Here is a 23,962-nt window from a genome sequence, read left to right as displayed (position 1 = left end):
TACAAAGGTCGCGCCGAGACTGGCGCGGCTCTTCCGTGCGTGCCATTCTCACTCCCGTCTGCCGCAGAGTAGAGCACCTGCGGCGCTTTGGGCGCTGTTCCACAGAGAGCAGCACGGACATAACAACAAAAAACCGTCAAAGGGGCTTCACTAATATGCGTAAACCAGAACTCGCCGCTGCAATTGCTGAAAAAGCAGACCTCACCAAAGAGCAGGCCAACCGCGTTCTCAACGCCGTTCTCGAAGAAATCACCGGCGCTCTGCACCGCAAAGACAGCGTCACGCTGGTGGGCTTCGGTACCTTCCTGCAACGCCACCGCGGTGCCCGCACCGGCAAAAACCCGCAAACCGGTGAGCCTGTCAAAATCAAGGCCAGCAACACCGTTGCATTCAAGCCAGGCAAATCGTTGAAAGACAGCGTTAATCCGTAATTGCGGCGAACTCCCTGAATAACGGGGAGAACCGTATTGAAAAATGGGCACACCGATTGAGTCGGGTGCCCATTTTTTATGGGCAACGTTTAGTTCTGTATATGTTTCGTGGACTGATTAATACAGATTGGAAAATAACCGTCCACAGATCCCATTGTTTGCGATGACCTTACAAAAATACCGCTTAATATAAAGTGCCATCATTTTGGTGGCACTTTCTTAATCCTCCGTTGTCCAGATTCGTTTTGTTCACAGATGACACTAATCTTTCGGATCGTTCCTACATTCATCCTGCTTTATTGTTGGCATGCTTCACGTCCTCCATTGGGGAGGTGCCGGCCACGACTTGATGATGGTTTCACCCGCCGCTCTGCCTCAACGGTTTCAGGGCTGTTGGCTGGAGGGGGGAATATTAAATCGACATCAGGGAATCCCCTTACACATATAGGGAAATCTCCTACACGTAATAAACAACACTTCGTCTTGTTGTTTAATCAGATGCTTGCTAGTGGCCATCATTGTGATTACGATGCGCCCACTTGAAAGAGCACGAACTCAATTGGATGAGACTCATCGCAGCTCTTTGATACTGTCCCGCGTCGCTGCAACTGCAATTGGCGTTCGACCGTAATCCTAATTAAAGGCCATGGATGTCCTACTCAAGCAAACTTTCCGCTCATTACCTCGAACTCGCAAAAGCCTCTGTTTCCAAAGAGAATTTCGCGGGCGAGGACGTTCGCTTCTCGAGCGAATATGAGGCACTGGAAAGCGAGCTAGCGAAAGCCTCGTCCATGCACGAAAGCGGTCAGATCGACTGGCTGAAAATCCGTGAAAACAGCGAAAACCTGCTGCGTACCCAGTCCAAGGATTTGCGGGTCGGCGCCTGGCTGACGTGGGCCTTGTACCAGCGCGAGTCGTTCCAGGGCCTGCTGGCCGGCCTCGGATTGCTGCACCACTTGTGCGAAAACCACTGGGCCGACGTTCACCCGAGCAAGGCCCGTACCCGCTCCGCTGCGATCAGCTGGCTGGTGCCGCGTCTCGAGCAGGTGCTGACCGAAAACGTCGCGATAAAAGAGCAGTTGCCGATGTTCCGGCGGCTGGTCGAACACCTTGAAGGTCTCGACGCCGCTTGCACCGAGCACTTGGGCGACGATGCGCCGCTGCTGCTGCCGATCTCCCGCCGCCTGAAAAACATGGTGCAACGCGCCGCCGACAACCAGCCGGAACCCGGCGTGGTGGGCGCCGCGGTGGCGCAGGTTAAACAGGCCGCCACGCAGCTGTTCACCCCCGGCGCGCCGATCGACAACGAGAAAGAAGCTCACAAGGCTCTGCGCGCCCAGCAGGAAAGTGCTCGTCCGTTGTGTGCCTGGTGGCTCAAGCAGAAAGCCACCGACCTGCGCGCCCTGCGCCTCAATCGCACGCTGCTGTGGCTGCCCATCGACGCGGTGCCTGAGCGCAACGCCGAGCAAATCACCGTGCTGCGCGGCTTGCCCGCCGATAAGCTCAAGGCTTATCAGGACCGCTACGATCAAGCCAAATACGCCGACCTGCTGGTGGAACTGGAGGCGAGCCTGGCGAAGGCGCCGTTCTGGTTCGATGGCCAGCGAATGGTCTGGGAATGCCTCCAGGGCCTGAACGCCGAGATGGCAATGCGCGAAGTGGAAATCCACTTCGCGCTTTTGATTCAGCGCCTGCCCGGCATCATCGAATTGCGTTTTCACGACGGCGCGCCGTTCGCCGATCCGGCCACCCGCGCCTGGATCAGCGCCAACGTCATGCCGCACCTGCAAAGCGCCAGTGCGCCGCGCAAGGTCGAAGTCGCCGACACCCAGCCGGCCTGGGAAGTGGCCCTCGAAGAAGTCTTGCCGATCCTGCGCAAGGACGGCCTCAAGGCCGCCGTGCAGATCCTCAAGCAGGGCCTGCAGGGCGCCCAAGGCGGGCGGGCGCGATTTTTCTGGCAGTTCGCCTTGGCGCGGCTGTGCTTCATGGCCAAGAAGTACGAACTGGCCAGGACCCAACTCGAAACACTCGACCAAACATTACAGGACTCAGGCCTGAACGCCTGGGAGCCCGATCTTGCGCTGGAAGTGCTGCATTTACTGCATAGCTGCTGCGAGTTGTTGCCGCAGAACCATGCCGTACGTGAACGCAAGGAAGAGATTTATCGCAGGCTGTGCCACCTCGATCTCGAAGTGGTACTCGAATAGGCCCCAGGGCCACAACCGCAAGGAGAAAAGCCATGGCCAAAGAAGGCTCGGTAGCCCCCAAGGAACGCATCAACGTCACCTTCAAACCTGCCACCGGTGGTGCACAGGAAGAGATCGAACTGCCGTTGAAACTACTGGCAATCGGTGACTACACCCACCGCAAGGACGAACGCAAAGTCGAAGATCGCAAGCCGATCAGCATCGACAAGATGACGTTTGACGAAGTGCTGGCCAAGCAAGAGCTGAGCCTGACACTGAGCGTGCCGAACCGTCTTCAGGAAGAAGGTGACACTGAAGAACTGGCCGTGAAACTGCGCGTCAACTCGATGAAGGACTTCAACCCGGCCTCGCTGGTCGAGCAAGTACCTGAGCTGAAAAAACTGATGGAACTGCGCGACGCGCTGGTGGCCCTCAAAGGCCCACTGGGTAACGCGCCTGCGTTCCGCAAAGCCATCGAAGGCGTTCTCGCCGACGACGAATCCCGCGGTCGCGTACTGGGTGAGCTGGGCCTGAACGCCGCAGCCCAGGACGCCTGAGTCTCTATCAGCCAAGGAAGCCAACACCATGAGCACAAGCGCAGCACAGCAAAAGAGCAAAGAGAACGGCGAATACAGCATTCTCGACAGCATCATCGCCGAAACCCGCCTGACGCCGGACGACGAAGCCTACGACATCGCCAAGCGCGGTGTGTCGGCCTTCATCGAAGAGCTGCTCAAGCCGCAGAACAACGGTGAGCCGGTCAAGAAAGCCATGGTTGACCGCATGATCGCCGAGATCGATGCCAAGCTCAGCCGCCAGATGGACGAAATCCTGCACCACCCTGACTTCCAGTCCCTGGAATCGTCGTGGCGTGGCCTGCAGTTGCTGGTCGATCGCACCAACTTCCGCGAAAACATCAAGATTGAAATCCTCAACGTCTCCAAAGAAGACCTGCTGGACGATTTCGACGATTCGCCGGAAGTGATGCAATCGGGTCTGTACAAGCACATCTACACCGCTGAATACGGTCAGTTCGGTGGTCAGCCTGTGGGCGCGATCATCGCCAACTACTTCATGTCCCCAAGCTCGCCGGACGTGAAACTGATGCAGTACGTGTCCAGCGTTGCCTGCATGTCGCACGCACCGTTCATTGCTGCCGCCGGCCCGAAATTCTTCGGTCTGGAAAGCTTCACCGGTCTGCCGGACCTGAAGGATTTGAAAGATCACTTCGAAGGCCCGCAATTCGCCAAATGGCAGAGCTTCCGCCAGTCGGAAGACTCCCGTTACGTTGGCCTGACCGTGCCGCGTTTCCTGCTGCGTAACCCGTACGACCCGGAAGAAAACCCGGTCAAATCGTTCGTGTACAAAGAAACCGTCGCCAACAGCCACGAGCACTACCTGTGGGGCAACACCGCCTACGCGTTCGGCACCAAGCTGACCGACAGCTTCGCCAAGTTCCGCTGGTGCCCGAACATCATCGGCCCGCAGAGCGGTGGCGCGGTTGAAGACCTGCCGTTGCACCACTTCGAAAGCATGGGCGAAATCGAAACCAAGATTCCTACGGAAGTTCTGGTTAGCGACCGTCGTGAATACGAACTGGCCGAAGAAGGTTTCATCTCCCTGACCATGCGCAAAGGCTCCGACAACGCGGCGTTCTTCTCCGCGAGCTCGGTGCAGAAGCCGAAGTTCTTCGGCATCAGCGCAGAAGGCAAGGCCGCAGAGCTGAACTACAAGCTCGGCACTCAACTGCCGTACATGATGATCGTCAACCGCCTGGCTCACTACTTGAAAGTGCTGCAGCGCGAGCAACTCGGTTCGTGGAAAGAACGTACCGACCTCGAGCTGGAACTGAACAAGTGGATCCGCCAGTACGTGGCCGACCAGGAAAACCCGAGCGCCGAAGTGCGTGGCCGTCGTCCACTGCGTGCAGCCCAGATCATCGTCAGCGATGTCGAAGGCGAGCCTGGCTGGTACCGCGTCAGCCTGAACGTGCGCCCGCACTTCAAGTACATGGGTGCCGATTTCACCCTGTCGCTGGTTGGCAAGCTGGACAAAGAGTAAGCGGAGCTAACTCATGACTGGATACGGCAGCCTTTTCGAACGCCTGGGTGGCGACGCGGACAAACGCGTCGGCTGGAGCCGCGAGGTCTCCGCCATGGCGTCCGTGGCTGCCCATCTGGCCAAGATGCTCAGCACCCGTGCGGGCAGCGTGCAAACGCTGTCCGATTACGGGCTACCCGATCTCAATGACATGCGTCTGAGCCTGCACGACTCCCTGAGTCAGGCCCGTCTGGCCATCGAAAATTTCATCGAAGCCTACGAGCCACGCCTGAGCAATGTGCGTGTCATCTCCCTGCCGCGTGATCACGATCAGCTTCGCCTGTCCTTCAGCATCGAAGGCTTGCTGGAAGTTGATGGTTTCAAGCGCCAGGTCAGTTTCGCCGCGCGCCTGGATGGCAGCGGTCAAGTCAAGGTCAACTAAGGAGATTCGTATGTCCGGCAAACCAGCAGCACGCGTATCCGACCCCACCGCTTGCCCGCTCCCCGGCCACGGCACCAACCCGATCGCCGCCGGTTCCGGCGACGTCTTCTTCGACGGCCTCGCAGCCGCCCGCCAAGGCGATGCCTCGGCGTGTGGTGGTGCGATGTCGGGCGGGTTGGCGACGACGGTTTTGATTAATGGCAAACCGGCTGCGACGGTGGATTCCGTCGGGACCCATGGCAACAAGGTTACGGCCGGGTCCGGGACGGTGATTATCGGGAATTCGCATTCGCCGGTGCCGTTTGTGGCGCCAGAGCCTGTGATTATTCCTGGAATTTTTAATCGTGTTTTTTCGTTCCAGACTGCAGATGGACAGTCGGTCTCTAACTTGAATTACAGGATGCTTTCTGAAAGCGTATTAGAGAAAGCTGGGTGTTCATCAACAGATGGCGCAACTGGATGTTTTTCAACCGGCAAGCAAAGCGAAATAGTCACCATCTACGTAGCGTCGGAGTAATAGCGTGGAAACCACTATTGTCATCGGCGGCGTTGCTCATGTTTTCGAAACTTCCGACGGGAAGACGGAGCTGAAAATCAAGGCGGAAACGACGCCTAGCGAGGACAAAAAGCCAAAAGTACTCCCAATACCTAATGTCTGGCTGGTAACCAGGGGTAATGGAGTGCCGCTCTTTGCTCTTGAACCAGCACCGACAGATATTCAGTTCAAGATTCTGACGGCTGATAAGTTGTATGAAGCAAAGCGCCAATGGTTTGAGCCTTTGGCGGATAATTATAGAAAAAAGATATGGATTAACCCGGAATCTCTTTCGGTTGGCTCAGAACCTTATAGCGCGTATAAGCATTTTACTTGGGCTGAACTTATTAAGTTCGCGATAGTAGATCGGATGTCGGTTAGCTTCGCGCCGACTATGCCCGGTGACTGGAAGCACAGCGCTGAAGGTGGGGCCGGCTTCATATTGGTAATGATTGAAGGTGAGCCTTATTGGGCCGATGGAGTAGGACAAATCCCGTTTGCTACCGACACCTATCGTCTTTATCTGGAAGAAACCAGTCAGCCTGAAGCTTCTATCCTGAAGACAGTTGATACCGGCATCAAATATGGTGATGGCATTCCTATATTTCCCAAAGAAGATCTTACTAATGAATATGATAATTATATGGTGCTGCGTGGCGCGCTTTGGGCTTCGGAGAACTTCGATGTTCATGTTGAAAAGATAAGAGTGTTTGCAGGTCGCATGGGTTATCGCGAAAAAATTGTAACAAAGACGCTATATCGTGGTGCATCAGATCAAAAACTTAAAAGCTCCATTACTCAGGATTCAGTGAGTAAGTATGGGGTGTGGAAAAAATGATGACGAGGGTGATGGTAGCGTTACTTGTCCATTTTGCGGCTTGCGTGGCATATGTAGTGCTTAATTATTATGGTGTTTCGCTATATAAGTATTTGTTTGGTGGGTTGACCTCCCGTGGTGTATCCATCGGGATAGCCATGTATTTGGTCTTTTATCTGTTCGTTATTGTGAACTTGATTGTGGCGTTGGTTCCGAAAATTTCAGTTAAGTCGATTGTTGTTTGTTTTATGGTGGCGGCAATATTGATCTATCTGCTGCCTCTTTATCCGGTGCGTGCTGTTGCGTACAGCATATTGACTGGGGGTTTGACCGCTTTGGCAATATTTGTTTCTGGAAAGGCGGAAAAATTAATATTACAGCGGCGCGGAAGATGAGAACTGAAAAGTGCGAAAAGGGGGCAGACCCGACTATCCCCAATCCAAATTTTTTCAGGGCAGCACTCTGGTCTCCGCTCTTGGTGATGTTGGCTTTGACACTGGTCGAGCAGGGCAACGGATACGCGGCGGTTCTGGACTGGCAGCAAATGATTTTGATCTACGTTCTCTCATTCGGAATCCCGGCCTATATCGCCTTTGCCCTGTGGGCAACGCGAGTACTGAAAGGAAAAACCGAGCAGCAAATTTTGAAAAGTGTGTGGCGCGCACCGCTGACGTATATCCCTTTTTACGCCGCTCCTTGGATGATTTGTGGGTTGGCCTTTGTACTTCTGGGGAACGTCGCCGGGTTCCCGATGATGTTTGGCTGGCTGGCTTTTCTGCCGTACCTGCTCATCGCCGGTTACGTAGTTGCCGGTCTGACAGTCGCGCTCTACAGGACGTTTTTTTCATGAGTTCCACTACCAGGCAGGTAACCCGTGTCCTTTAACCACTACTACCAAAGCGAACTCACCGCACTTCGCCAGTTAGGTCGTCGATTCGCCGAGCGTAGCCCGGCGTTGGCGCCTTTCCTCGGGCAAGCCGGGCGGGATCCGGACGTGGAGCGGTTGCTGGAAGGTTTTGCATTCCTGACCGGTCGCCTGCGTCAGAAGCTCGATGACGAGTTGCCGGAGCTGAGCCATTCGCTGATGCACTTGCTGTGGCCGAACTACATGCGGCCGTTGCCGGCGTTCAGCATTTTGCAGTTCGATCCGTTGAAGCGTTCCGGTCCTGCGTTGATGGTCGAGCGCGACACGCCAGTCGAGAGTGTGCCAATCGACGACGTGCGTTGCCGTTTCCGCACGTGCTACCCGACCGAAGTCTTGCCGCTGGATCTGGCTGCGCTGAATTACTCGGTGAAGGGCGACGGTTCGTTGTTGAGCCTGCGCCTGGAGATGAGCGCTGACGGTCATCTTGGCGAACTGGAACTGAGCCGTTTGCGTCTGCACTTCGCCGGTGAGCGCTACATCAGCCAGATGCTCTACCTGAGCCTGTTGCGCAATCTGGAAGGCATCGAACTGATCCCGCTGGATGGCGCCGGCAAACCCATCAACGGCGTCAACGGCACGCCGATGGCGTTCAAGATGCCCGGCGACCGTGTGCAACCGGTAGGTTTTGCCGAAGAAGAAGCGTTGATCCCCTATCCGCTGAACACCTTCCGTGGCTATCGCTACTTGCAGGAATATTTCGCCTTCCAGGACAAGTTCCTGTTCGTCGACGTCAACGGTCTGGACATGCTCAAGGCATTGCCGGAAGACACGCTCAAGCAAATGCGCGGCCTCGAATTGCGCTTCGACATTCGCAAGAGCGGCATCATGCGCATGCGTCCGACGCTGGACAATGTGAAGCTCTACTGCACGCCGATTGTGAATCTGTTCAAGCACGACGCCTTGCCGATCCGCCTAGATGGCAAGCAAGACGAATACCTGCTGCTGCCCGCCGAATTCGATCTGCAAAACTGCGGCGTGTTTTCGGTGGAAACCGTGACGGGATGGAAGCCCGGCGGCCTCGGTTATCAGGAATACGTGCCGTTCGAGTCCTTCGAGCACGACCCGAGTTTCGACGTGCCCAACAGCCGTCCGCATTACAGCATCCGCCAGCGTTCGTCGCTGTTGCACGACGGCCTCGACACGTACCTGAGCTTCGGCATCCGCCACACCGAAGCCCATGAAACCCTGTCGATCGAGCTGATGTGCACCAACCAGAACCTGCCCAAAAAGCTCAAGCTCGGCGACATCAGCCAAGCCTGCGAAGACACGCCGGAGTTCCTGAGTTTCCGCAACATCACCCCGGCCACGCCCAGTTATGCGCCGCCGCTGAACCGCGACTTCCTCTGGAAGCTGATCAGCAATATGTCGCTCAACTACCTGTCGCTGGCCGACGTCAATGCGTTGAAGGTGATTCTGGAAACCTACGACCTGCCGCGCTACTACGACCAACACGCTGAGAAAGTCAGCAAACGCCTGCTGGGCGGGCTCAAGTCGATCAAACACCAACACGTCGACCGGTTGCACCGAGGGTTGCCGGTTCGCGGGTTGCGCACCGAGCTGACCATCGACCCGGAAGGGTATATCGGCGAAGGCGACCTGTTCGTTTTCGCCTCGGTTCTTAACGAGTTTTTCGCGCTTTACGCCAGTCTCAATTCGTACCACGAGCTGCGGGTAAAAAGCACACAGGGAGAGGTGTACCAATGGACACCACGTATGGGCCTTCAGCCGCTTCTTTAAGCGGACTGACCCGAGGAATACGCGAGTACTCGCTGTTTCAGGCCGTGCTGCTGGTGGTTGACCGGCTGCGCGAGGCCCACCCGCACCTGAGCCAGGACGATCTGTACGACCAGCTCGAATTCCAGGCCAACCCGAGCCTGGGTTTCCCGGGCAGTGACGTCGATCGCGTGGAGTTTTTCCACGAGCACGGGCAGATGCGCGCGCGCCTGCGTTTCAACCTGATCGGCCTGGTCGGCTCCGGTTCGCCGCTGCCGGCGTTCTACGGTGAACAAGCCCTGGGCGACAGCGAAGACGGCAACCCGACCCGCAACTTCCTCGACCTGTTCCACCATCGCCTGCAACGGTTGATGTTGCCGATCTGGCGCAAGTACCGCTACCGCGCCAGTTTCGAGAGCGGCGCCCTCGACCCGTTCTCGGCGCAGCTGTTTGCCTTGATTGGCCTCGGCGGCGAAGAGATCCGCAAGGCCCAGGAACTGAACTGGAAACGCCTGCTTCCATACCTCGGTCTGCTCAGCTTGCGGGCGCACTCGGCCGCGTTGATCGAAGCGGTGCTGCGGTACTACTTCAAACACGCCGAACTGACCATCGAGCAGTGCATCGAGCGCCGCGTGGAAATTCTCGACGAGCAACGCAATCGTCTGGGCCGCGCCAACAGCCTGCTCGGCGAAGACCTGGTGCTGGGCGAACACGTGCGCGACCGCAGCGGAAAATTCCGCATTCACATCCGCGAACTCGACTGGCAACGCTTCCACGAATTCCTGCCGATCGGTTTCGGCTACCAGCCGCTGTGCGCGCTGGTGCGGTTCACCCTGCGTGACCCGCTCGATTACGACATTCGCCTGGTGTTGCGCCAGGAAGAAATCCGCGAACTGCGCATCGGTGAGCAAAACGCCTGTCGCCTGGGATGGACCAGTTGGCTGGGCCGCGAAAAAGCGGACGGCGTGGTGACCCTGGGCAGCAAAATTCATTAAGGACAGATGACCAATGATCAACGTAGACCTGCAACAACTTATCCAGGCGCTGGACGCCGAAACCCGTCGTGATCTGGAAAGTTCTGCCGAGCGTTGCGTCGCCCGTGGCGGCAGCAAAATCCTCGTCGAAGACTTGCTGCTCGGCCTGCTGGAGCGCCCTCAAGGCTTGCTCGCACGCGCGCTGCAAGACGCCGAAGTGGATGCCGGCGAACTGAGCGCCGCGTTGCAATCGCGGGTCGAGCACAGCGCCTCGCGCAACCCGGTGTTCGCCCCGGAACTGGTGCAGTGGCTGCAAGATGCGTTGCTGGTGGCCAACCTTGAACTGGGCCAGAGTCAGGTCGAGCAAGCCGCGTTGATCCTCGCGCTGCTGCGCAACCCGATGCGCTACGCCGGTAGTCGCTACCAGTCGTTGCTGGCCAAGCTGAACATCGAGCGCCTGAAAGAATTCGCCCTGTCGCAGAAAGAGCAACCGGCTACCGGCAAACCGGCTGTACCGGGTGAATCGCTGCTGGAGCGCTTCACGCATAACCTCACTCAACAAGCCCGCGACGGCAAACTCGACCCGGTGCTGTGCCGCGATGGCGCGATCCGCCAGATGGTTGACATCCTCGCCCGTCGCCGCAAGAACAACCCGATCGTGGTCGGTGAAGCCGGCGTTGGTAAGACTGCGATCGTCGAAGGCCTGGCCTCGCGCATCGCCGCCGGTGAAGTGCCGCAAGTGCTCAAAGGCGTGGAGCTGCTGTCGCTGGACATGGGCTTGCTGCAAGCCGGCGCCAGCGTCAAAGGTGAATTCGAACGTCGCCTCAAAGGCGTGATCGACGAAGTCAAAGCCTCGCCGAAACCGATCATCCTGTTCATCGACGAAGCGCACACGCTGATCGGCGCGGGCGGCAATGCCGGCGGTTCCGATGCGGCCAACCTGCTCAAGCCAGCCCTGGCTCGAGGTGAATTGCGCACCATCGCCGCCACCACGTGGGCGGAGTACAAAAAATACTTCGAAAAAGACCCGGCCCTGGCCCGTCGTTTCCAGCCGGTGCAACTGCACGAACCGACCGTCAGCGAAGCGGTGACCATCCTCCGTGGCCTGGCTCAGGTCTACGAGAAGAGCCACGGCATCTACCTGCGCGATGACGCGGTGGTTGCGGCGGCCGAGTTGTCCGCTCGCTACCTCGCGGGCCGTCAGCTGCCGGACAAAGCCGTCGACGTGCTCGACACCGCGTGCGCTCGCGTTCGCATCAGCCTCGCCGCCGCTCCGGAAAGCCTTGAGCGCCTGCGTGGCGAACTGGCTGAAGGCGGCCGTCAGCGTCAAGCGCTGCGCCGTGATGCTGAAGCAGGCTTGCTGATCGATCACGAAGCGCTGGACGCGTTGGAAGATCGCCTGGCGACCGCCGAAGAGGAAATGGTCGCGCTGGAAACCCTGTGGACCGAACAAAAAGAACTGGCCGAACGCCTGCTGGATCTGCGTCAGCAACTGGCCAAGGCGCGCGAAGCCGCTGCCGTCGAGCCCATCGTCACGGTTGAAGAAGACGCCGAAGGCACCGTGATCGAAACGCTGCCGGTGGACGAAGCGCACAGCGTCGAAACCCTGGAAGCCGCACTCAACGAAACGCACAAAGCCCTGACTGAGCTTCAGGTCAAAGAGCGTCTGGTGAGCTTCGAAGTGTGCCCGCGTCTGGTCGCCGAAGTGATCAGCGCCTGGACCGGCGTGCCATTGGCGCAACTGGCCCGTGAGCACAATGCCAAGGTCGCCAGCTTTGCCACCGACCTGCGCACGCGCATTCGTGGTCAGGAGCAAGCCGTTCACGCCCTGGACCGCTCGATGCGCGCCACCGCTGCCGGCCTGAACAAACCTGACGCGCCGGTTGGCGTGTTCCTGCTGGTCGGCCCGAGCGGCGTCGGCAAGACCGAAACCGCGCTGGCTCTCGCGGATTTGCTGTACGGCGGTGATCGTTTCATCACCACCATCAACATGTCCGAGTTCCAGGAGAAGCACACCGTCTCGCGCTTGATCGGTGCGCCACCGGGTTACGTCGGTTACGGCGAAGGCGGCATGCTCACCGAAGCCGTGCGCCAGAAGCCGTACTCGGTTGTCCTGCTCGATGAAGTCGAGAAAGCCGACCCGGACGTGCTGAACCTGTTCTACCAAATCTTCGACAAAGGCGTGGCCAACGATGGCGAAGGACGCGAGATCGACTTCCGCAACACGTTGATCCTGATGACCTCGAACCTGGGCAGCGACCGCATCAGCGAACTCTGCGAAAACGGCGCACGCCCATCGGCCGAAGTCCTCGAAGAAACCATCCGCCCGGTGCTCAGCAAGCACTTCAAACCAGCGCTGCTGGCGCGGATGCGTGTGGTGCCTTACTACCCGGTGGGCGGCCCGGTGCTGCGCGAGCTGATCGAGATCAAACTCGGTCGCTTGGGCGAACGCTTGAATCGTCGTCAGCTGGATTTCACCTACTCGCAAGACCTCGTCGATCACTTGGCCGAACGCTGCACCCAAAGCGACAGCGGCGCGCGCCTGATCGACCACTTGCTCGACCTGCACGTGCTGCCGCTGGTGGCCGACCGCTTGCTCGACGCGATGGCCACCGGTGAAAGCCTCAAGCGAGTCCACGCGACGCTCGATGGCGGCGCCAGCGTGACGTGCGAGTTCGCCTGAGGTGGGTGTGATGTTCACTCAAGTGCCGCAACCGCTGGTCTATGCCGAAGCCTTGCTGGCGCAGTTCGCCAGCCTGTCGCGCGCGGCGGACGGTGCTGCGCTGCTGGGTGACTTCGTACGCGGGTTGGCCGAGCTCAGCGGTTGCGAGCTGACTCAGTTGTACCTGCTGGACGCCACTCACACGTGCCTGGGGATGAACGCCGAGTGCCTCAACGGCATCCTGCAACCCCGTGAAGCGGAGAGCCTGCCGGCGGATTACAACGGTGAACAACTGCTGCAATTCGCCCTGTGCCAGAACCGCGTGGTGAGCCTCAGCGAACTGAGCGGCAGCCTGCACGAAACCAGCTTCCTGCCGCCACAGGCCACGCCTTGGCAGTCGCTGTTGTGCGTGCCGCTGGTCAATCAGCAGAAGGCCGTCGAAGGCTTGCTGCTGTGCGCCAGTCGCCGGCACATCGACCTGCAAGGCTTCGCCGATTCCCTCGGGCAACTGGGTTCGTTCGTGCTCGGCCAACTGCATTTGCTCCAGCGTTTGCGCCAGCCGAGCGGTGACGTACGACCGATGAAGGTCAGCGTCCCGAGTGCCAGCGGTTACGGCCTGATCGGCAAGAGCAAGGCCATGCGCCAGACCTACTCGCTGATCAGCAAAGTCCTGCACAGCCCTTACACCGTGCTGCTGCGCGGCGAAACCGGCACCGGCAAGGAAGTGGTCGCACGGGCGATTCACGACTGTGGCCCGCGCCGCTCCCAGGCGTTCATCGTGCAGAACTGCGCGGCGTTCCCCGAGAATCTGCTGGAAAGCGAGCTGTTCGGCTACCGCAAAGGCGCGTTCACCGGTGCCGATCGCGACCGTGCCGGGCTGTTCGATGCGGCCAATGGCGGCACCTTGTTGCTGGATGAGATCGGCGACATGCCGTTGTCCCTGCAAGCCAAGCTGTTGCGGGTTTTGCAGGAAGGCGAGATCCGTCCGCTGGGCTCCAACGACACCCACAAGATCGACGTGCGCATCATCGCCGCGACGCACCGGGATTTGTCGGTGCTGGTGAGCGAAGGCAAATTCCGCGAGGACTTGTACTACCGCCTCGCGCAATTCCCGATCGAGTTGCCGGCCTTGCGTCAGCGCGAAGGCGACATCCTCGACCTGGCCCGGCACTTCGCCGACAAGGCGTGCTCGTTCTTGCAGCGCGATGCGGTGCGTTGGTCCGATGCGGCGCTGGATCACCTGTCCGGTTATGCCTTTCCCGGCAACGTGCGCGAACTCAAAGGCCTGGTCGAACGTGCCGTTTTGCTGTGCGAGGGCGGCGAGTTGCTGGCCGAGCACTTCTCCCTGCGCATGGAGGCCATGCCGGAAGACAACAGCCTGAACCTGCGCGAACGCCTGGAGCAGGTCGAACGCAGCCTGCTGCTCGATTGCCTGCGCAAAAACGACGGCAACCAGACCCTCGCCGCCCGCGAACTCGGCCTGCCACGCCGCACGCTGCTTTATCGCCTTGGGCGCCTGAATATCAACCTGGGTGATTTCGATGGTTGATCTCGATTTCCGCAACCCAACCACCCTGATTGGAATGCCCCCTGTGTCCAGCGCATTCCCCGTGGCGAGGGGATTTATCCCCGTTCGGCTGCGCAGCAGTCGCAATCCGGCCAACTCGGTTTGCCTGAATAAACGGGGTAGCCGGTTTTGGGGGCGCTTCGCGACCCAGCGGGGACAAGTCCCCTCGCCACAAAGGCAAGCCTCACCACAGGTGTTCGGCTCAAAGTCCCTGACTAGAGCCTTGAAACCTACCTCATCCGCTTCTAACAGCGCCGCCCAACCGGGTCGGCGCTTTGTGCTTTGTCTACCCATGGAGACCCTCTGATGCCTGTTCGTCACTGGCAAGCCGTCCTGCTGACCCTCGTCGTTCTATGCGGCCTCGGCGGCTGTAGCGGCAATTACAAATTCAACGACAACACCTATCGCCCATTGGGTGATCCGCAGGCGGTCAATCGCGGCAAGTGACCGCAAGGAGTATCACCATGGAACTGGTTTTCGAAATGCTGAACACCAAGCAGTTCGTGCCCACGGATTTGTGCCAGAAGACCTTCAAGCAGGCCGGTGGCGTGATCGGGCGTGGCGAGGACTGCGACTGGATCATTCCTGATCGCAAGCGTCACCTGTCCAACCACCACGCAGTGATCAGCTACCGCGAAGGCACGTTTTTCCTGACCGATACCAGCAGCAACGGTATCCAGGACAGCGAAAGCGGCGCGCGCCTGCGCAAGGGCGAAGCGATGCGCATCGAGCACGGCAGCGTGTACGTGCTGGGTGATTTCGAGATCCGTGCGCGGTTGGTGCGCGACCCGGCGACCTTCGACGTAGAAGTCGGCCGCCCGCAAGCGGCCGGCAGCATCATTCCGGACGATGCGTTCCTCGACCTCGATCCGCTGAATGCCCTTGATCAGCAAGAGCGCGTGTATTCGGAAATCGACGAACTGATCTCGCCAAACAACGCTCCACAGGACACCCGTCAGCGCGCCGACTATGCCCGCATCGACATGGAAAGCCTGATGGTCCCGGAGCTGATCAACGCCCCGGCAGAACCCGAGCCAGCCCCGGCGCCGAAAGCGGTCGAGCGTCAAAGCGAAGGTTTCTGGGAGCACTTCGGCGCGGCGCTGGGCGTGGACCTCAAAGGCCTCGACCACGACGCGCGCGAAGCGCTGGCGCTGAACGCCGCACGCCTGCTCAAGCAGAGCGTCGGCGGTTTGCAGCAGAGCCTGCGCACTCGCAGCGAACTGAAAAACGAACTGCGCCTGGCTCAGACCATCGTTCAAGGCACGAATAAAAACCCGCTGAAATTCGCCGTCGATGCCGGTGAAGCGCTGGGTATTTTGTTGCAGCCGAACAAGCCGGGCCAGTTGCCGGCCGAGCAGGCGATCTCTCGCTCGTTCCGTGATTTGCAGGCGCACCAGGTGGCCTTGCTGACCGCCAGCCGCGCCGCCGTTCGCGGCACGCTGGAACACTTCTCGCCTGAGCAATTGACCCTGCGTTTCGAGCGCGACAACAAGCCGATCATGGCCACGTCCGGCAGCCGCTGGAGAGCGTACGGCCGTTATCACCAGGCCCTGCGCCAGGACGATGACTGGAGCGAACGCCTGCTGGCCCGCGACTTTGCCCAGGCTTACGAAGAACAGATCCGCCTGATTTCCACCCTTCACACCGACCACCAAGGATGATGCGCATGTCTCGCTGCTCGACCGCTTTTTTCAAAACGCTGACGGCGTTCGCGGCCCTGGTGCTGCTGGCCGGCTGCTCGTCGCTGTCGCCGTATTCCCACGTCACCAAGCTCAACCTGAAGCTCACCGCCAGCGATCAGTTGAACCCGGACCTCAACGGTCGTCCGTCGCCGATCGTTGTGCGCCTGTTCGAGCTCAAGCACCCGGTGACCTTCGAGAATGCCGACTTCTTCAGCCTGTACGAGCGCGCCAAGGAATCCCTGGCCCCGGACCTGGTGGCCAGCGAAGAACTCGAGCTGCGCCCGGGTGAAACCGTCGAACTCAAGCTCAGCGTGGAGGAGGGCAGCCGCTACGTCGGCATCCTCGCCGCCTACCGCGATCTGCCGGAAACCAAATGGCGCTACACGGTGCAAGTCACTCCGGTGGAAGTCACCGACGCAGACTTGACCCTTGATCAGGCCGGTATTCGCAACAGCAACGAAACGCTCGCCAAGGCGGATGACTGAACATGAATTCCCATAAAGTCATTTGGCAGGAAGGCATGCTGCTGCGTCCGCAGCACTTCCAGCATAACGACCGTTATTACGACCACCAGATGAAGACCCGCACCCAGTTGCTGGGCAGCTATACCTGGGGCTTCCTGAACCTGGACATCGACTTGCAGTTCCTCAATATGGGCAAACTGGTGATCAGCCAGGCCTCGGGGATTTTGCCGGATGGCAGCCTGTTCGAACTCGGTGGCAACACCGAACCGTTGGCGCTGGACGTGCCACCGAACACCGGCAACACGCCGATCTACCTGGCGCTGCCGCTGGTCACCGGCAACCACATCGAGGCCCGTCGCCCGGAGCAATCCGACGTGCTGGCGCGCTACACCGCGTATGAAGCGGAAGTGGCGGACTCCAACGCCGGCGATGATTCCGCCAGCCAGGTCAGCTGCGGTCGCCCGGACTTCAAACTGTTGCTCGGCGAGCAGCAGAGCGACCAGGCTTACGTGAAGCTGAAGATCTGCGACGTGCTGGACACCACGCCCGATGGCGTGATCAGCCTCGATCCGGATTTCGTGCCGACCTACATTCAGGCGCATGCCTCCAGCTACCTGCTGTCGTGCCTGAAAGAAGTCATCAGCATGCTCGGCCACCGTGGCGACACCATCGCCGAGCGAATCCGTTCCAACGGCAAGGTCGGTGGCGCGGAAGTCGGCGACTTCATGATGCTGCAACTGATCAACCGCACCGAACTGCTGCTGCGTCACTACCTCGGCCTGGAGCAGGTTCACCCGGAAGAGTTGTACCGCACGCTGCTGACCATGCTCGGCGACTTGGCGACGTTTTCAAGCGACAGCAAACGCCCGCGCCTGGACAGCCGTTACCAGCACAGCGACCAGGGCGCGAGCTTCCGCAAACTGATGGAAGCGATTCGTCAGGTGCTGTCGATGGTGCTCGAGCAGCACGCCATCGAACTGGTCCTGCAAGCGCGTCAGTACGGGATCATCGTCTCGCCGTTGCACGACCACAAACTGCTGGGCTCGGCCTCGTTCGTGCTCGCCGCCAGTGCCAACTGCGACTCCGAAGAACTGCGCCACCGCTTGCCGGCGCACCTCAAGGTCGGCCCGGTGGAGCGCATCCGCCAACTGGTCAACCTGCATCTGCCCGGCATCAAGGTCAAACCGTTGCCGGTGGCACCACGGCAGATCGCGTTCCACTCCAACAAAACCTATTTCATTCTCGAACTCAGTTCCGAAGACCTGGCACAACTCGAGCGCTCCGGCGGCTTCGCGTTCCACGTGTCCGGCGAATTCGCCGAGCTTGAACTGAAATTCTGGGCCATCAGGAACTGACCGACATGATCAAGGACATGGAACACAACCAGGACGATAAAACCGTCCTGCTCGACCGCCAGGGCCACGGCCCTGCTTCGAGCCCGCTAACCGATTTCGCCGCACCGCCGCGTTTCGAACAGCTCGAAGAACGGATGATCTACGCCGCGCGTTTGCGCCCGGCGGAATCCTTCAACATCAGTCTCAATTCGCTGGTGGCCGCCGCGTCCGACCTGTTGTCGGAAGTGGTGCGCCTCAAGCACAGCGACACCCGCGAAGATATGTACGCGCTCAACGAGCGACTGACCGCCGGGCTGAAACTGTTTGAAGTGCGCGCGCTGCACAACGGCGCCGAAAGCAGCCAGGTGATGGCCGCGCGTTACGTGCTCTGCACCGTGGTCGACGAAGCCGTTGTGACCACACCGTGGGGCAACGAAAGCGAATGGTCGCAGATGAGCCTGCTCAGCAGCTTCCACAACGAAACCTTCGGCGGCGAGAAGTTCTTCCAGCTGCTGGATCGCTTGTCGAAAAACCCGGTCAAGCACCTGCCGATGCTGGAGCTGATGTACCTGTGCCTGTCCCTCGGTTTCGAAGGCAAGTACCGCGTGCAAGCGCGCGGCATGCTCGAACTCGAAGGCATCCGCGACGCGTTGTATCGCCAGATTCGTCAGTTGCGCGGCGACGTGCCACGTGAGCTTTCGCCGCACTGGGAAGGCTTGAACGATCAGCGCCGCAGCCTGGTGCGCATCGTGCCGGCGTGGATGGTGGTGCTGTTCACCGTGGTCTGCCTGGTGGTGATGTATTCGGGTTTTGCCTGGGTCTTGGGCGAGCAACGCGAAACCGTTCTGCAACCTTTTCAGCAGCTAGATCCGGCCGCGGTCCAGCCGCAGTCGCAGCCGTAAACAGGGACGTGTGATGAAAAAGTTTTTCAAGAAAGTCGGCGCATTCTTGCGCAAGACCTGGGTCTGGACCTTGCTGGTGGTGCTGTTTTTGGCGCTGCTGGTGTGGTTCGTCGGGCCGCTGCTGGCGGTGGATGACTACAAGTTCTGGGAAGGTTCGACCTCCCGCTTGCTGACCATCAGTGTGCTGTTCCTGATCTGGGGCCTGACCATGGTCTTCGTCAGCTGGCGCGCTGGCGTACGCAAAAAGGCTATCGAAGACACCGAAGACGGCCAGGACCGCATTCGCCGTGAAGAGCTGATCGACGAAGAGCAGAAAGAACTTCGCGTGCGCTTCAAGGATGCGCTGAAAACACTGAAGACTTCGAGCCTGTATCGCGGTCGCAGCGAACGCTGGCGCAGTGACTTGCCGTGGTACTTGCTGATCGGCCCGCAGGGCAGCGGCAAAACCAGCCTGCTGGACTTCTCGGGCCTTGAGTTTCCGATCAACAAGATCGACCGCAAGCTGACCCGCGACACCCTCGGCACCCGTCATTGCGACTGGTATTTCGCCGACCACGGTGTGCTGATCGACACCGCCGGGCGCTACCTGACCCAGCCGGATGCCGAAGTCGATGGCAGCGCCTGGAGCACCTTGCTCGACCTGCTACGCAAGCGTCGCCGCAACCGCCCGTTGAACGGCGTGCTGGTGACCATCCCGGTTGAACTGCTGCTGGGCAACACCGAGCAAGACCTCGACACCCTGGCTCGCCAGGTGCGTGCGCGTCTGCAAGACGTGCATCAGAAACTGCACGTTGATGTGCCGGTGTATCTGGTGCTGAGCAAGGCGGACAAGCTGCTCGGTTTCGACGAGTTCTTCGATCAGCTGACCCGCGAAGAAAGCGATCAGGTGCTCGGCACCAGTTTCCGCAAGGAGCAGAGCGGCACCGACGTCGCCGTCCTGCGCGCCGAGTTCGAAGAGCTGCTGCGTCGCCTGAACAGCCAGGTGATCATGCGCATGCACCAGGAGCGCGACACCCAGCGCCGTGGCCGCATTCTCGACTTCCCGCATCAACTGGGGCAGATCGGCGAGCGCCTGTGCCTGTTCGTCGACATGGCGTTCACCGGCAACCGCTACCAGCGTGTCAGCCAGTTGCGCGGTTTCTACCTGACCAGCGCACCGCACCTGACTCAAGAGATGGACCAGACCACCGCCGGCATCGGCGCGAGCCTGGGCATGAGCGCCGGCGTGCTGCCGACCTTGCGCAGCGGCCGTTCGCGGTTCATTCACCATTTGCTCAGCCGGGTGATTTTCCCCGAGGCCGACCTGGCCGGTCTGGACAAGCGCGAACGCAGCCGCATCCATTGGGGCCAACGTGCGCTGTACGTGGGCGCACTGGCGGCACTGGCGCTGTTCGGCATGCTCTGGGCGGGCGGTTTCTCCGCCAACTACGAGCGTCTGGAAAACCTGCGCAACCTGGCCACCAACTGGACTCAAGAGCGCTCGGCCCTGACCGCGCGTGATGATTCCATGGCGGTGCTCAAACCGCTCGATAGCAGTTACGCGGCGACCCAGGTCTTCCCGAAAAAAGGTGATGTGTCGTACCACGAACGTGGCGGCCTGTTCCAAGGTGAAGAGGTCAACCCGGTGGTCAAGGATGCCTACGAGCGTGAGCTTGAAGCGCAACTGCTGCCGAAGGTCGCGACCCTGCTGGAAGGGCAGATCCGCGCCAACATGAAGGACCGCGAGCGCCTGCTCAACAGCCTGCGCGCGTACCTGATGTTGAACATGAAGGATCGTCGCGACGGGCCGTGGCTCAAGGATTGGGTCGCCACCGAGTGGTCCCAGCGCTACGCCGGCAACACCGCGGTGCAGAACGGTTTGAACACGCACTTCGAGCGTTTGCTCAAGCAGCCGTTTATCTACCCGCTGAACGATCAACTGGTGGCGCAAGCGCGTCAGGTGCTGCGCAGCGAATCGCTGGCCAACGTGGTTTACCGGATGCTGCGCGAGCAGGCCCGCAACCTGCCGGAATACCGTTTGAGCCAACACATGGGGCCGCAGGCTTCACTGTTTGTCGGCACCGATTACGTGATCCCGGGCTTCTACACCCAACAGGGTTATCAGCAGTATTTCTCGGTCCAGGGCAGTGCGCTGGTCACCGACATCCTGCGTGACAACTGGGTGCTGGGCGAAGGCACGGGCATCAGCGGCATGGACTTGCGTCGTCTGATGGTCGAATTGGAGCAACTGTACTTCCGCGACTACGCCAACTTCTGGAGTGAGGCGGTCGGCCAGGTTGCCCTGCCACCGATCAACGATGCGGGCGAGGGCGCCGAGCAACTGGCGGGCTTGACTTCTGCTAACTCCCCGGTACTGCAACTGCTGGTGGAAGTGCGCGAGAACACCCGTTTCCCGGCAGACGCCGAACCGGTTGATCAAGCGGCTGATGCCGCTGGCGCACTGGCAGATCAGAAAGGCAAGTTGGGCAAAATCGGCAAACTGGCGTCTGCCGCAGCGGATCAGGCTGCGGAAATGGCGGCGATGAAAAACCTGCCGGACACCGCGAAGAAATCACTGCAACGTCGCTTCGAACCGCTGCACCGTTTGCTGGATGACAACAACGGCCCGGCCGCTGATCTGACCCCGGCACTCGCGGCGCTCAACGACCTGCAACTGCAACTGGCGAGCCTGGCGCGTGCCAGTTCCCCGGATCAGGCCGCGTTCGAAATGGCCAAGACCCGCATGAGCGGCCAGCGTGATGCGCTGAGCGCCCTGCGCAATGCCTCCAACCGTCTGCCGCGTCCGGTCAGCGTGTGGTTCAACGTGCTGGCCGAAGACACCTGGCGTCTGGTGCTGAACGATTCCTACCAGTACCTGAACCAGCGTTATCAGAGCGAGCTGTACAGCTTCTACGGCAAGGCGATCAACAAGCGTTATCCGTTCAGCGCCCACAGCACCAGCGACGTCGCGATCAGCGATTTCCGCGAGTTCTTCAAGGCGCAGGGCATCAACGATCGCTTCTTCGAGACCTACATGCGTCCGTTCGTCAGTGGCGATCCAGGCAACTACCGCCTGCGCACCATCGACGGTCACAGCATGCCGATCTCCAAGGTCTACCTCGATCAGATGGCCGCGGCCCAAGTGATCCGCCAGAGCTTCTTCTCGGTCAACCCGGCCGAGCCGCAAGTGCAGTTCAAACTGGAGCCGTACACCCTCGACCCGGCCGTCAGCCGTTCCGAGTTCAAGTTTGGCGACAAGACCATCGAATACCGTCACGGCCCGATCGTGCCGGTGTCGTTCAAATGGCCGACCGACGCTGAAGACGGTCGCACCAGCCTGGTCCTCGACAAAATGGCCGGCCGCCCGATCGGTATCGAAAAGAACACCGGCCCATGGTCGCTGTTCCGTCTGTTCGACCTGATGCAGACCGAGTACCTGAACGGTCGCGACGTGATGGTGCTCAAGGCTGACGTGGGCGGCCTGCGCGCCAATTACCTGCTCAGCAGCCAGCGCACGCCGAATCCGTTCGACATGGGCGTGCTGCGCACCTTCCGTATGCCGGTGCAGCTCTGATGCTGGTTGCCAGTCCCTGGCGCAGCGCTGCGCGTACCGACGCCGGCAAGGTTCGGGCGCGTAACGAAGATGCTTTTCTCGACTGTCCACAGCAGGGGCTGTGGGTGGTCGCGGACGGCATGGGCGGTCATCAGGGGGGCGATATCGCCAGCCAGTTGATCGTCGCCAGCCTGGCGGAATTGCCGGTGCAGGACGACTTCGACGAACGACTCAAAGGCATTCGCCAGTGCCTGCACTGGTTGAATCGCCGCTTGGGTCAGGAGTTGACCGTCACCGCCGGGCGCCACGACAGCATCATGGGCAGCACCGTGGTGGCGCTGCTGGTGGAAGGCAATCGCGCGGCTTGCATCTGGGCCGGCGACAGCCGTTGCTATATGTGGCGTGGCCAGCGGTTGTATCAGCTGTCCAAGGACCATTCGCTGCAACAGCAACTGATCGACGAGCAAAACATGAGCGTCGAAGACGCCCGTGCGCATCCATCGGCCCATGCCCTGACCCGTGCGGTCGGCGCTGCTGATGTGCTGACGCTGGACGTGCTCGAACTCGAGGTTTACCCCGGCGATACGTTTCTGTTGTGCAGCGACGGTTTGTACCAAGGACTCAGCAGCGATGCCTTGGGCAATGCCCTGAGCCTGACCGCGCCGCACGTTGCGCTGGAGCGTCTGTTCGACGGCGCCCTGCGTGGCTCGGCCCGGGACAACCTGACTGCCGTGGTGATCCGACAATGACCCAACTCATGCCGCCGCTCGACGACCTGCTGGTGACCGACGAGGAAGCCAATAACCTGACTTACTTTGCGTTTGCCAAATCTCATCAGGCGGAACCTGCGCTGGCGCCAACCAAGGCCAGCGTCGGCGAAATGCCCGACGTGCTCGCAGGCCGTTACCGCATCGAGCGTCTGCTCGGTGCCGGCGGCATGGGCGCGGTTTACCGCGCACGGGACTTGCTGAGCGAACAGTTCGGCGATCCCGACCCTTACATCGCGCTGAAAATCCTCAGCGAAGAATTTGCCGAATCGCCGGACGCCAGTGCCTTGCTCTACAGCGAGTTCGCCCTGACCCGACGATTGCGCCACGACAACGTGCTGCGCTTCCACACCTTTGAAGTCGACACCGACTGCCAGCGCGCCTTCATCACCATGGAGCTCATGCGTGGGCTGACCCTGGATAAATTACTCTGCGAGCGCCCCTTGGGCCTGCCGTGGAAAGAACTGCGCGACATCGCGCTGCCGCTGCTCGACGCGCTGGCCTATGCCCACGCTCGCGGCGTGCTGCACGGTGACATGAAGCCGAGCAACGTGATGCTCAGCGAAGAAGGCGTGCGCCTGTTCGACTTCGGCCTCGGCCAGGCCGAAGAAGGCATCCTGCCCGGCCTGCCACACCTGAGCCGCGATCGCTTCAACGCCTGGACCCCCGGCTACGCCGCCCCCGAACTGCTTGAAGGCCAACCGCTGTCGGCCAGTGCAGATGTCTACGGCGCGGCCTGCGTGCTCTACGAATTGGCGGGCGGCAAACACCCGTTCCGCCGCTTGCCCTCGACCGAAGCCCGCGACGGCCACCTCGAACGCGAGCTGCACGCTCCACGGAATCTACCGAAACACTGCTGGCCAGCGCTGCGAACGGCGCTGGCTTTCGATGCGGCCAAGCGCACCATCACCGCCGCCCAATTGCGTGACGCCCTGGGCGCCACTTCGTCTTTGCTGCAACGCCTGCGACTGCGGGCGTAACGGATGACT

Annotated in this window: 21 protein-coding genes; all 21 read left to right on the top strand. The window is 60.2% G+C overall.

Annotated elements, in window-relative coordinates; all coding sequences use genetic code 11:
- Positions 1-155: 155 nt before the first annotated feature.
- The 21 genes from ACA060_RS28660 (at position 156) to ACA060_RS28560 (ending at position 23,953) form a co-directional block, all read left to right on the top strand.
- Positions 156-431: an HU family DNA-binding protein gene (locus ACA060_RS28660; RefSeq protein ID WP_003213368.1), complete on the top strand. Its 276-nt coding sequence runs from the start codon at positions 156-158 to the stop codon at positions 429-431.
- Positions 432-1,081: 650 nt separating this feature from the next.
- Positions 1,082-2,638, top strand: coding sequence for a type VI secretion system protein TssA (gene tssA, locus ACA060_RS28655; protein WP_497314549.1), 1,557 nt, complete (start codon positions 1,082-1,084; stop codon positions 2,636-2,638).
- A 32-nt stretch (positions 2,639-2,670) separates the two neighbouring features.
- On the top strand, positions 2,671-3,174 hold the full coding sequence (tssB, locus tag ACA060_RS28650; RefSeq protein WP_010465292.1) for a type VI secretion system contractile sheath small subunit: 504 nt from the start codon (positions 2,671-2,673) through the stop codon (positions 3,172-3,174).
- A 28-nt stretch (positions 3,175-3,202) separates the two neighbouring features.
- Positions 3,203-4,678 (top strand): type VI secretion system contractile sheath large subunit, encoded by a 1,476-nt coding sequence (gene tssC / locus ACA060_RS28645; protein WP_109626782.1) that lies wholly within the window; start codon positions 3,203-3,205, stop codon positions 4,676-4,678.
- Positions 4,679-4,691: 13 nt separating this feature from the next.
- Positions 4,692-5,099: a type VI secretion system baseplate subunit TssE gene (tssE, locus tag ACA060_RS28640; protein ID WP_008150080.1), complete on the top strand. Its 408-nt coding sequence runs from the start codon at positions 4,692-4,694 to the stop codon at positions 5,097-5,099.
- A 10-nt stretch (positions 5,100-5,109) separates the two neighbouring features.
- Positions 5,110-5,616: a PAAR domain-containing protein gene (locus ACA060_RS28635; RefSeq protein WP_497314547.1), complete on the top strand. Its 507-nt coding sequence runs from the start codon at positions 5,110-5,112 to the stop codon at positions 5,614-5,616.
- Positions 5,617-5,620: 4 nt separating this feature from the next.
- Entirely contained in the window at positions 5,621-6,472 is an 852-nt protein-coding gene (locus ACA060_RS28630; protein WP_497314545.1) for a hypothetical protein, read from the top strand.
- Entirely contained in the window at positions 6,469-6,846 is a 378-nt protein-coding gene (locus ACA060_RS28625) for a hypothetical protein (RefSeq protein WP_497318373.1), read from the top strand. The genes ACA060_RS28630 and ACA060_RS28625 overlap by 4 nt, the downstream gene beginning before the upstream one ends.
- The gene (locus tag ACA060_RS28620; RefSeq protein ID WP_497314543.1) at positions 6,843-7,301 is read left to right on the top strand and encodes a hypothetical protein; all 459 of its coding nucleotides are present in this window, start codon (positions 6,843-6,845) and stop codon (positions 7,299-7,301) included. Before ACA060_RS28625 ends, ACA060_RS28620 begins: the two co-directional genes overlap by 4 nt.
- 24 nt (positions 7,302-7,325) lie before the next feature.
- Positions 7,326-9,113 carry a type VI secretion system baseplate subunit TssF gene (gene tssF / locus ACA060_RS28615; protein ID WP_497314541.1) on the top strand — a complete coding sequence of 596 codons (1,788 nt, stop codon included), beginning with the start codon at positions 7,326-7,328 and terminating at the stop codon, positions 9,111-9,113.
- Positions 9,077-10,084, top strand: coding sequence for a type VI secretion system baseplate subunit TssG (gene tssG / locus ACA060_RS28610; RefSeq protein WP_222589047.1), 1,008 nt, complete (start codon positions 9,077-9,079; stop codon positions 10,082-10,084). The genes tssF and tssG overlap by 37 nt, the downstream gene beginning before the upstream one ends.
- Before the next feature lie 13 nt (positions 10,085-10,097).
- The gene (gene tssH, locus ACA060_RS28605) at positions 10,098-12,746 is read left to right on the top strand and encodes a type VI secretion system ATPase TssH (protein WP_497314538.1); all 2,649 of its coding nucleotides are present in this window, start codon (positions 10,098-10,100) and stop codon (positions 12,744-12,746) included.
- Positions 12,747-12,756: 10 nt separating this feature from the next.
- On the top strand, positions 12,757-14,274 hold the full coding sequence (locus ACA060_RS28600) for a sigma-54 interaction domain-containing protein (RefSeq protein ID WP_109626768.1): 1,518 nt from the start codon (positions 12,757-12,759) through the stop codon (positions 14,272-14,274).
- Positions 14,275-14,598: 324 nt separating this feature from the next.
- Positions 14,599-14,739, top strand: coding sequence for a type VI secretion protein (locus ACA060_RS28595; protein ID WP_092276060.1), 141 nt, complete (start codon positions 14,599-14,601; stop codon positions 14,737-14,739).
- Between the two features lie 17 nt (positions 14,740-14,756).
- On the top strand, positions 14,757-15,953 hold the full coding sequence (gene tagH / locus ACA060_RS28590; protein WP_109626765.1) for a type VI secretion system-associated FHA domain protein TagH: 1,197 nt from the start codon (positions 14,757-14,759) through the stop codon (positions 15,951-15,953).
- 5 nt (positions 15,954-15,958) lie between these two features.
- A complete protein-coding gene (gene tssJ, locus ACA060_RS28585; protein WP_094469961.1) occupies positions 15,959-16,459 on the top strand; it encodes a type VI secretion system lipoprotein TssJ in 501 nt (166 codons plus the stop codon).
- Positions 16,460-16,461: 2 nt separating this feature from the next.
- A complete protein-coding gene (gene tssK / locus ACA060_RS28580) occupies positions 16,462-17,793 on the top strand; it encodes a type VI secretion system baseplate subunit TssK (protein WP_462029267.1) in 1,332 nt (443 codons plus the stop codon).
- A 5-nt stretch (positions 17,794-17,798) separates the two neighbouring features.
- Entirely contained in the window at positions 17,799-18,674 is an 876-nt protein-coding gene (gene icmH / locus ACA060_RS28575) for a type IVB secretion system protein IcmH/DotU (RefSeq protein WP_010465262.1), read from the top strand.
- A 13-nt stretch (positions 18,675-18,687) separates the two neighbouring features.
- The gene (gene tssM, locus ACA060_RS28570) at positions 18,688-22,227 is read left to right on the top strand and encodes a type VI secretion system membrane subunit TssM (RefSeq protein WP_497314534.1); all 3,540 of its coding nucleotides are present in this window, start codon (positions 18,688-18,690) and stop codon (positions 22,225-22,227) included.
- Complete coding sequence (locus ACA060_RS28565) at positions 22,227-22,955, top strand: PP2C family protein-serine/threonine phosphatase (RefSeq protein ID WP_497314532.1); 729 nt, start codon at positions 22,227-22,229, stop codon at positions 22,953-22,955. The genes tssM and ACA060_RS28565 overlap by 1 nt, the downstream gene beginning before the upstream one ends.
- Positions 22,952-23,953 carry a serine/threonine-protein kinase gene (locus ACA060_RS28560; RefSeq protein ID WP_497314530.1) on the top strand — a complete coding sequence of 334 codons (1,002 nt, stop codon included), beginning with the start codon at positions 22,952-22,954 and terminating at the stop codon, positions 23,951-23,953. The genes ACA060_RS28565 and ACA060_RS28560 overlap by 4 nt, the downstream gene beginning before the upstream one ends.
- Positions 23,954-23,962 lie beyond the last annotated feature (9 nt).

Source organism: Pseudomonas sp. LBUM1671 (assembly GCF_059695685.1).
This window is presented reverse-complemented; position numbering and strand designations above follow the sequence as displayed.

What these genes read in the sequence shown, in the direction of transcription:
- ACA060_RS28620 (WP_497314543.1), top strand. Translation starts at nt 6,843, where the DNA reads ATGAGAACTGAAAAGTGCGAAAAGGGGGCAGACCCGACTATCCCCAAT.
- tssK (WP_462029267.1), top strand. Translation starts at nt 16,462, where the DNA reads ATGAATTCCCATAAAGTCATTTGGCAGGAAGGCATGCTGCTGCGTCCG.
- tssG (WP_222589047.1), top strand. Translation starts at nt 9,077, where the DNA reads ATGGACACCACGTATGGGCCTTCAGCCGCTTCTTTAAGCGGACTGACC.
- tssE (WP_008150080.1), top strand. Translation starts at nt 4,692, where the DNA reads ATGACTGGATACGGCAGCCTTTTCGAACGCCTGGGTGGCGACGCGGAC.
- tssB (WP_010465292.1), top strand. Translation starts at nt 2,671, where the DNA reads ATGGCCAAAGAAGGCTCGGTAGCCCCCAAGGAACGCATCAACGTCACC.
- tssH (WP_497314538.1), top strand. Translation starts at nt 10,098, where the DNA reads ATGATCAACGTAGACCTGCAACAACTTATCCAGGCGCTGGACGCCGAA.
- tssA (WP_497314549.1), top strand. Translation starts at nt 1,082, where the DNA reads ATGTCCTACTCAAGCAAACTTTCCGCTCATTACCTCGAACTCGCAAAA.
- ACA060_RS28595 (WP_092276060.1), top strand. Translation starts at nt 14,599, where the DNA reads ATGCCTGTTCGTCACTGGCAAGCCGTCCTGCTGACCCTCGTCGTTCTA.
- ACA060_RS28625 (WP_497318373.1), top strand. Translation starts at nt 6,469, where the DNA reads ATGATGACGAGGGTGATGGTAGCGTTACTTGTCCATTTTGCGGCTTGC.
- icmH (WP_010465262.1), top strand. Translation starts at nt 17,799, where the DNA reads ATGATCAAGGACATGGAACACAACCAGGACGATAAAACCGTCCTGCTC.
- tssJ (WP_094469961.1), top strand. Translation starts at nt 15,959, where the DNA reads ATGTCTCGCTGCTCGACCGCTTTTTTCAAAACGCTGACGGCGTTCGCG.
- ACA060_RS28565 (WP_497314532.1), top strand. Translation starts at nt 22,227, where the DNA reads ATGCTGGTTGCCAGTCCCTGGCGCAGCGCTGCGCGTACCGACGCCGGC.
- ACA060_RS28635 (WP_497314547.1), top strand. Translation starts at nt 5,110, where the DNA reads ATGTCCGGCAAACCAGCAGCACGCGTATCCGACCCCACCGCTTGCCCG.
- ACA060_RS28560 (WP_497314530.1), top strand. Translation starts at nt 22,952, where the DNA reads ATGACCCAACTCATGCCGCCGCTCGACGACCTGCTGGTGACCGACGAG.
- tssM (WP_497314534.1), top strand. Translation starts at nt 18,688, where the DNA reads ATGAAAAAGTTTTTCAAGAAAGTCGGCGCATTCTTGCGCAAGACCTGG.
- tssC (WP_109626782.1), top strand. Translation starts at nt 3,203, where the DNA reads ATGAGCACAAGCGCAGCACAGCAAAAGAGCAAAGAGAACGGCGAATAC.
- ACA060_RS28600 (WP_109626768.1), top strand. Translation starts at nt 12,757, where the DNA reads ATGTTCACTCAAGTGCCGCAACCGCTGGTCTATGCCGAAGCCTTGCTG.
- tagH (WP_109626765.1), top strand. Translation starts at nt 14,757, where the DNA reads ATGGAACTGGTTTTCGAAATGCTGAACACCAAGCAGTTCGTGCCCACG.
- ACA060_RS28660 (WP_003213368.1), top strand. Translation starts at nt 156, where the DNA reads ATGCGTAAACCAGAACTCGCCGCTGCAATTGCTGAAAAAGCAGACCTC.